Source organism: Bacillota bacterium, assembly GCA_033549065.1.
GTDB lineage: Bacteria > Bacillota > Dethiobacteria > DTU022 > DTU022 > JAWSUE01.
This window is the reverse complement of the sequence record JAWSUE010000025.1, coordinates 1-5,926: the sequence shown is the minus strand read 5'-3', so window position 1 is coordinate 5,926 and position 5,926 is coordinate 1. Positions and strand designations below refer to the sequence as shown.

Annotated in this window: 8 protein-coding genes; 2 read left to right on the top strand and 6 right to left on the bottom strand. The window is 45.6% G+C overall.

Going from position 1 to position 5,926, the window contains the following annotated elements; genetic code table 11:
* The 4 genes from SCJ97_11355 to SCJ97_11340 all read right to left on the bottom strand — a co-directional run.
* On the bottom strand, positions 1–200 hold a 200-nt coding region (locus tag SCJ97_11355; protein ID MDW7740629.1), incomplete at its 3' end, for a hypothetical protein.
* Between the two features lie 18 nt (positions 201–218).
* Positions 219–446: a hypothetical protein gene (locus SCJ97_11350; protein ID MDW7740628.1), complete on the bottom strand. Its 228-nt coding sequence runs from the start codon at positions 444–446 to the stop codon at positions 219–221.
* The gene (locus tag SCJ97_11345) at positions 443–1,420 is read right to left on the bottom strand and encodes a hypothetical protein (GenBank protein ID MDW7740627.1); all 978 of its coding nucleotides are present in this window, start codon (positions 1,418–1,420) and stop codon (positions 443–445) included. The genes SCJ97_11350 and SCJ97_11345 overlap by 4 nt, the downstream gene beginning before the upstream one ends.
* On the bottom strand, positions 1,420–1,902 hold the full coding sequence (locus SCJ97_11340; protein ID MDW7740626.1) for a sigma-70 family RNA polymerase sigma factor: 483 nt from the start codon (positions 1,900–1,902) through the stop codon (positions 1,420–1,422). Before SCJ97_11340 ends, SCJ97_11345 begins: the two co-directional genes overlap by 1 nt.
* Before the next feature lie 232 nt (positions 1,903–2,134).
* Here SCJ97_11340 and SCJ97_11335 point away from each other — a divergent pair, with 232 nt between their 5' ends.
* Positions 2,135–2,992: a DegV family protein gene (locus SCJ97_11335; GenBank protein MDW7740625.1), complete on the top strand. Its 858-nt coding sequence runs from the start codon at positions 2,135–2,137 to the stop codon at positions 2,990–2,992.
* A 1-nt stretch (position 2,993) separates the two neighbouring features.
* On the opposite strand, the gene SCJ97_11330 is transcribed toward SCJ97_11335, so the two are convergent.
* Together SCJ97_11330 and SCJ97_11325 are read right to left on the bottom strand one after the other, a co-directional pair.
* Positions 2,994–4,499, bottom strand: a complete 1,506-nt coding sequence (locus SCJ97_11330; GenBank protein MDW7740624.1) for a DAK2 domain-containing protein — start codon at positions 4,497–4,499, stop codon at positions 2,994–2,996.
* A gap of 79 nt (positions 4,500–4,578) precedes the next feature.
* Positions 4,579–5,322, bottom strand: a complete 744-nt coding sequence (locus tag SCJ97_11325) for a Mut7-C RNAse domain-containing protein (GenBank protein MDW7740623.1) — start codon at positions 5,320–5,322, stop codon at positions 4,579–4,581.
* Between the two features lie 167 nt (positions 5,323–5,489).
* On the opposite strand from SCJ97_11325, the gene SCJ97_11320 reads away from it, so the two are divergent.
* On the top strand, positions 5,490–5,926 hold a 437-nt coding region (locus SCJ97_11320), incomplete at its 3' end, for a UbiA family prenyltransferase (GenBank protein MDW7740622.1).

The following is a 5,926-nucleotide window of genomic DNA, read 5'->3' as shown; positions in this document are numbered from 1 at the left end:
GACATTGTCTTCAGTTCATTGTTAGTTATATTATCCTCTATTAATTTCAATTTGATCAAATCCTTACCGGGTATTTTATAATCATTATAACAGGTAATGGTATGTTCAGGAAAACCTGCTCTAATGTATTGATATTCAGATATAAAAAGGAGGACTTCCCCTGGAAAGAAGAAGTCCTGATAAAGACATTTGGTCTGCACCGATCGCAAACCGAATGCTTACTGACCGGATTGCTTACTCTGAGTGCGTTCCTGTTTCTGTGTAAATTCTTTTTCACAGCTTCTTACCTGTTCGCGAACCTGTTCCCGTTCACAATCCCCATCGCAATCACCAACCTGGGTACAAATTTGCTGCTGCGCGGGTTCTTCATTATTCAATGCAAATACAGCAGTACCTGCAAGTCCCAAACATAAAATTATAGAAACAACAATCGCTAACTTCTTCATCTCTTTCCGTCTCCTTCATTTTTTAGATTATCTCCCTGGTATTTTCCGGGATCACTTTTACTTTCGGTATCCTCTCCCTGATTTTGTTCATTGTCCTCGTTGATGTCGGATTGATTCCTGTTCTGCTGCCGGACCTGTTCCTGCTCCGTTCTCCTGATTTCTTCGATTTCCCGGGCGGTGTTCATAACCATTCTTCTTGTCTGTTCATATTCTCTTGCCTGCATTCCACCTGAACCAAACTGGTTAATCAACTGATTTGCTTCCTCGATGAGTTCGGGGAAATGTCTGTGCCGGTATTGTTCTATGGTTATTGCCGGATCCAGGGTATTCATGTAAGAGAGCATTTTGTACTTACCGGCTGATATCCCCATTTTTCTTGCTTCTTTTCTCTGTTCCAGAGTGCCTGTGTCAGCAAATACTATGGCATCTGTATCCATATCATCAAGCAGTGTCTCAACCCTTCCACTGATCACCGTCTGCAGTTGAAGGGACTTTTCTTCACTGGCTGCCTGGGCATTAATCGCAATAACTGTCGAACCGTCTCCGGCAATATAACCACTGGAAGCTGCTTCCCGGACGAATGTTTCCGCAGCATCTGCCGGAGAAAGGTTGGCAACTTTAAAATGCTCAAGCAGCATTTCACCGTCTTCATTGATCCCTTCAGCGCTGACCACCCGGTTAAAGGCATTGATGCCCAGTTCTATGCTGGGATTGATATCAAAACTGATAAAGCTGACAGGGGTACTGTAATAACCATAGCCACCGATGGCGAGCACCAGGCAGGCTGCAATTGTTGATAGGCCAACCAGTATACGCTTTTTAAAGACACCCTGGTCGGCAGGCCGCTCTTTCATATAAACTGCTTCTTTTACAGATCCAGCCTCATATAGGGCATGAAGAACGGAAGATTTCGTTTTTATTTTAAGTTCATCTTCTGCTTTTATTCGATCCATATATTTTACAAAGCGTTCCATCATGATAACTCTCCCATTTCTCGCTTCAGTTTTCCCCTGGCTCTTCTCAGTTGAGAATATACCGTGTTCGTCTTTTGCCGGGTGATCTCGGCTATCTCCGGTATTGTCAGTCCTTCAAAGTAGTGCAGATATATTAAATTTTTATCTGCCGGTGACATCCTGAGTACTGCGGCCATCAGTTCGCTCTCTTCTTCATTCTCAAAAGGTATTTCCAGATCATTTATACTGACCGTTCTTCTGGACCAGACACTTTTATTCATGTCCTTACATTTGTTGTAGGTTACCCGGCAGAGCCAGGCTTTTTGATGTCTTTCCTCCTGAAGCATTCCGGAATTCAGGTAATACTTAAGAAAAACATCCTGAAATACATCCTCCACATCAGCGCTGTTTTTGAGCTGGAGGAAGCAAATGCGTCGAACCATGTCGGCATATTTTTCTATTGCGGCTGAAACAGTTTCTTCAGCGGAATTAGTTCGATTCAACTGCTTCTCCACCACCCTACTATAAAAACGATTTAGGATATAAGATCCGTGCCCTGCAATAAAATTTATTTCGAACAAAACCGGTTAATTATGACTTGCTTTTACTATTATACCCCCCGGCGTTTAAAATAATCGGCTAATTTATACTGGTTATTTTACTGCCGGACCGGATTAATTTATAATAGAAACAGGCCTGAATAAATGCCTGAGCCTTCAGGAAGGATTGGTTCTAATGGCTGTGAAGGTAGTAACAGACAGCATCTGTGCCCCCTCTCTTCAAACCGCCGAAACGCTTGATATAACAATTGTTCCCATCAATATTCATTTCGGTGAAAGGATATACCAGGATTTATTCGAGATCGAGCCGGAGCGCTTCTACAGCGAACTTGTCTCTGCTTCCGAGCTGCCGACAACATCAATACCATCTGTAGAAAGATACTTCAATTCTTTTAAGGAAATCCTGAACAACGGTGGTTCTGTTTTCTGCCTCACCGTTACATCGGAGCTGAGCAATTCTTATAATGTTGCCTTACAGGCAAGCAAAGAACTCCCGGAAGCAGAGGCAGACAGGGTCCTGGTTTTTGACAGCCAGTCTGCCGGAGCTGCAGCCGGCCTTCTGGCAATAGAGGCGGCAAAACTTGGCCAGCAGGGTCTTGGGTTAAGTGAGATCAAAGAAAAGATCGAATGCCTGGTACCCAACGCCAAGCTGGTAGTGATGTTTGACACCTTGAAGTATATCGAAAAGAGCGGGCGGGTTGGGAAGGTGGCCGCCGTGGCCGGTGACCTTTTCAACGTCAAACCTTTAATTTATATCAATCAGGGTAAAACTAAATTTTTCGGTAGAGCCAGGGGCAAGCAGCAGGCTGTTAAATTGATCCTGGATGAATTTATGAAAGACACGATGGAAGCAAAAAATATCAGGGTGGCAGCTACCCATGCCAATGCGGAAGTTGGTTTGGCACCTATTATAAATAGAGTTAAGAAAATTATCGCCGATGCAGAGATCGAAATCGTTCCCTTTACACCGGCAATGGGAGCGCATGCCGGACCGGGAATCATCGGTATAGCATACATTTATGACCAGGCATAATTTATTCGATGGTGATAACAAGTGGAATTTCCTGCCCACCAAAGTAGAGATCGATCGTTTCCAGGGAGGGAAATTCTTCTTTCAGGCCGGGGAGGATTTCTTCCAGCTTTCTGCGGTCAGTGGGTGCTCTGTAATAAAGGGTAAGAACTTCGCCAATCTGCGGTTTCAGAAGTAAAACAGCCTGAAAGAGGCAGTCCCGGTAGTCGCCCTCGTATCCGGGACTGCTGCTAAGTGAGATCATGAAATGATCGCTTTTTCTGATAATGGAAGCGATTCTGGGATAATCAGCGGCTTCCCTGACTACTTCCGGTGTCGGCTTTTCCGGAGAATATAATGAGACCAGTGAAGCGAGCACCCTTGCTTCTTCGTCAACAACCAGAACAGGTTCATTCAGGAAAGCAAGTTCAATCTTTTCCGAACTGATCATCAGGGTGTTATCCGAGTTATATTCTTCCAGTATCCTTGCCTTCTTAATTATCATACCGGTGCTTATCGCGACCTGCGCCCCGGCCATGGCGAACATGGCCAGAAAACCCGGACTTTTACCGAAAGCGACCGCCTTATATTTGACATTGCTGCTCTCCTGATCTGCCATGGAATAATACTGGGCTCGCATATCTCTGATGATTATCCCGGTGATTTTGCCCAGTGTAGCAGACTGCTCGGCAATATCGAGTGGATTATCGGTATGGATATGAACATGACAGTGTTCCTGGTTGGTTTGCGTAATCAACTCCGAGCCGGAATCCTTTAGAATCTTTCGGATAGCCGGTTCAATCTTTGATGCAGCCCTTACTATAAATTCCATGTCGTAGGGATGATCAAATTCATAGTCATCGCGGCTCTTGAAGTAGTTGGAACTGGCCTTGAAGTTAAATTCTGCCTTGCCGGTAGGAATGTTCATCACGGTTAATATTGCAGATATAAAGATCAGGAGCCCCCATCCCCCGGCATCGATCATTTTCTGATCGCGCAAAACAGGAAGAACTTTGGCTGTTTTGACCAGGGCTTTTCTGGCCTGGTGGTATGAAGCAAGCAGGGTGCTGGTCAGGTTCTCGCCGGATGCTTCCTTCTCAGCCGCTTCGGCAGCTTCACGGGCAACCGTCAGGATAGTCCCTTCAACCGGTTTCAATACTGCTCCATAGGCATTTTTCGTTCCCAGGGCCTGCGCTTTTGATATGGTTTCAGCGCCTGCCGCTTCAAGGTTCGAAAAGGCAGCGGCCCATCCCCCTAGATATTGAGCAAATATTGCTCCGGAGTTTCCAGTGGAACCTTCACGGGCCCCACAGTAAGCGGCGTTTGCGATGGCGTGGAGGGATGGGGAGGCTGTTTTTTCAGTTTCCCGGCAGGCTGATTCCAGGGTCGCCAGCATATTATTCCCCGTATCACCATCCGGCACGGGAAATATATTAATCCGGTTTAATGCTTCTCTTTTTTCATGGAGCTTATCTACAGTTTCTTTCAAGGCTGCCTGAAGTATTGTTCCGTCGATGTAGCCATCTCTCATCAGCAATGTCCCCCTGCTTATAGAATAGCTATGACGATGATACTGTTAGTTACATTATATTTTATAGCGGCGAAATATACTAATCCTTGTCAAGGCAGTTGATGAAATCAACCATTTTATCATAGTGAGAGCCTTTCCAATAGACCCGGCCGCAGCCCGGACAACGCCTGTACTGATCAGTTTTATTTTGGATTCCGGGAGGTACAGATTCTTTTACATCTTCAAGCGAAGCCTGTTCGAGTAATTCATTGCAGCGCATACAACGTTGAAAAGGGTAAACTGAATTAAACAGGTCAAAGCGGCGAAGCACTTCCAGGAGCTGGTCGCGTGGATTATCCGCTCGAACCAGGTAGCCATGTGTCACTTTTGATCGTTTAAGCAATCCGCGATCCCTGGTCAGTAGGATCCTGCGCTCGTCAGCCGAGATATGGGCCAGAACTTCATCGGCATAATCGTTCTGGTATAAAACATCAAAACCGAGCATGCGCAGGTACGAAGCCAGTTTACCCAGATGGGTATCGAGGATAAATCGATGAACACGCAGTGGTTCCGGCCTCACCTTGATAACGGGGCTGATATCAAAACCTTCAAATACGGGGTAGACGCTGACCAGATCACCTTCTTCTACCTGACGGGTGAAACCAACCGATTCACCGTTTATCAGGACGAGATCAACCTCGGTATGGGGAACACCCAGTGACTCGATCAGGTCTTTCACGGTAGGCTGGCCAAAGAAAGAATAAGCAAACTTAACCTGTTTTCTTTCAGGCGGGAGAAAATCATTTAACTCAGCGTAAAATCTGAAGTAAGCGGTGGAAGGCATCAGAATCCTCCCTTCAGCTTAAATATAACAAAAAGTGTATATGAACTGTCAAGGGTGTTCCTGGAACAATCCTTAAATAATATTTAGTCTAAAGCCGGGAAATATTTATTGCAGATGACCGGGAGAAATTTATACGATAAAATATGTTATGAAATGGGGTGAGTCAATTGTTTAAAGAATTCTTCAGGCTGGGAAGACCGATTAATGCCCTGGCGGGCTGCATTGCAGTCATTCTAAGCGGTTACTTGGCCGGACCGGACTCATGGTGGCCGGTTATCATGGCTACCATTACGGTGCTTCTAATTACTGTTTCCACAAATGCCTGGAACGATTATCTCGATATTGAAATAGACCGGATCAATAAACCGGACCGTCCTTTGCCTGCCGGAACGATCAGTCCGCGCGGAGCGCTTATGTTTTCAGCAATCGGATCGGTTCTCTCTCTGATCACTGCCATCTTCATTAATCCGCCGGCGTTTTTGATCGCTGTCATCGCCAACATATTGCTCTACATATATTCCTGGAAGTTGAAGTGCAGTGTGCTCTGGGGCAACGTTACAGTCGCGACCATTGTCGGACTCTGTTTTATTTTCGGCGGGGTAGC

Bases quoted from the DNA above. Each gene is read 5' to 3' on its own strand.
- SCJ97_11350 (MDW7740628.1), bottom strand. From the start codon at position 446: ATGAAGAAGTTAGCGATTGTTGTTTCTATAATTTTATGTTTGGGACTT.
- SCJ97_11345 (MDW7740627.1), bottom strand. From the start codon at position 1,420: ATGGAACGCTTTGTAAAATATATGGATCGAATAAAAGCAGAAGATGAA.
- SCJ97_11335 (MDW7740625.1), top strand. From the start codon at position 2,135: ATGGCTGTGAAGGTAGTAACAGACAGCATCTGTGCCCCCTCTCTTCAA.
- SCJ97_11330 (MDW7740624.1), bottom strand. From the start codon at position 4,499: ATGAGAGATGGCTACATCGACGGAACAATACTTCAGGCAGCCTTGAAA.
- SCJ97_11325 (MDW7740623.1), bottom strand. From the start codon at position 5,322: ATGCCTTCCACCGCTTACTTCAGATTTTACGCTGAGTTAAATGATTTT.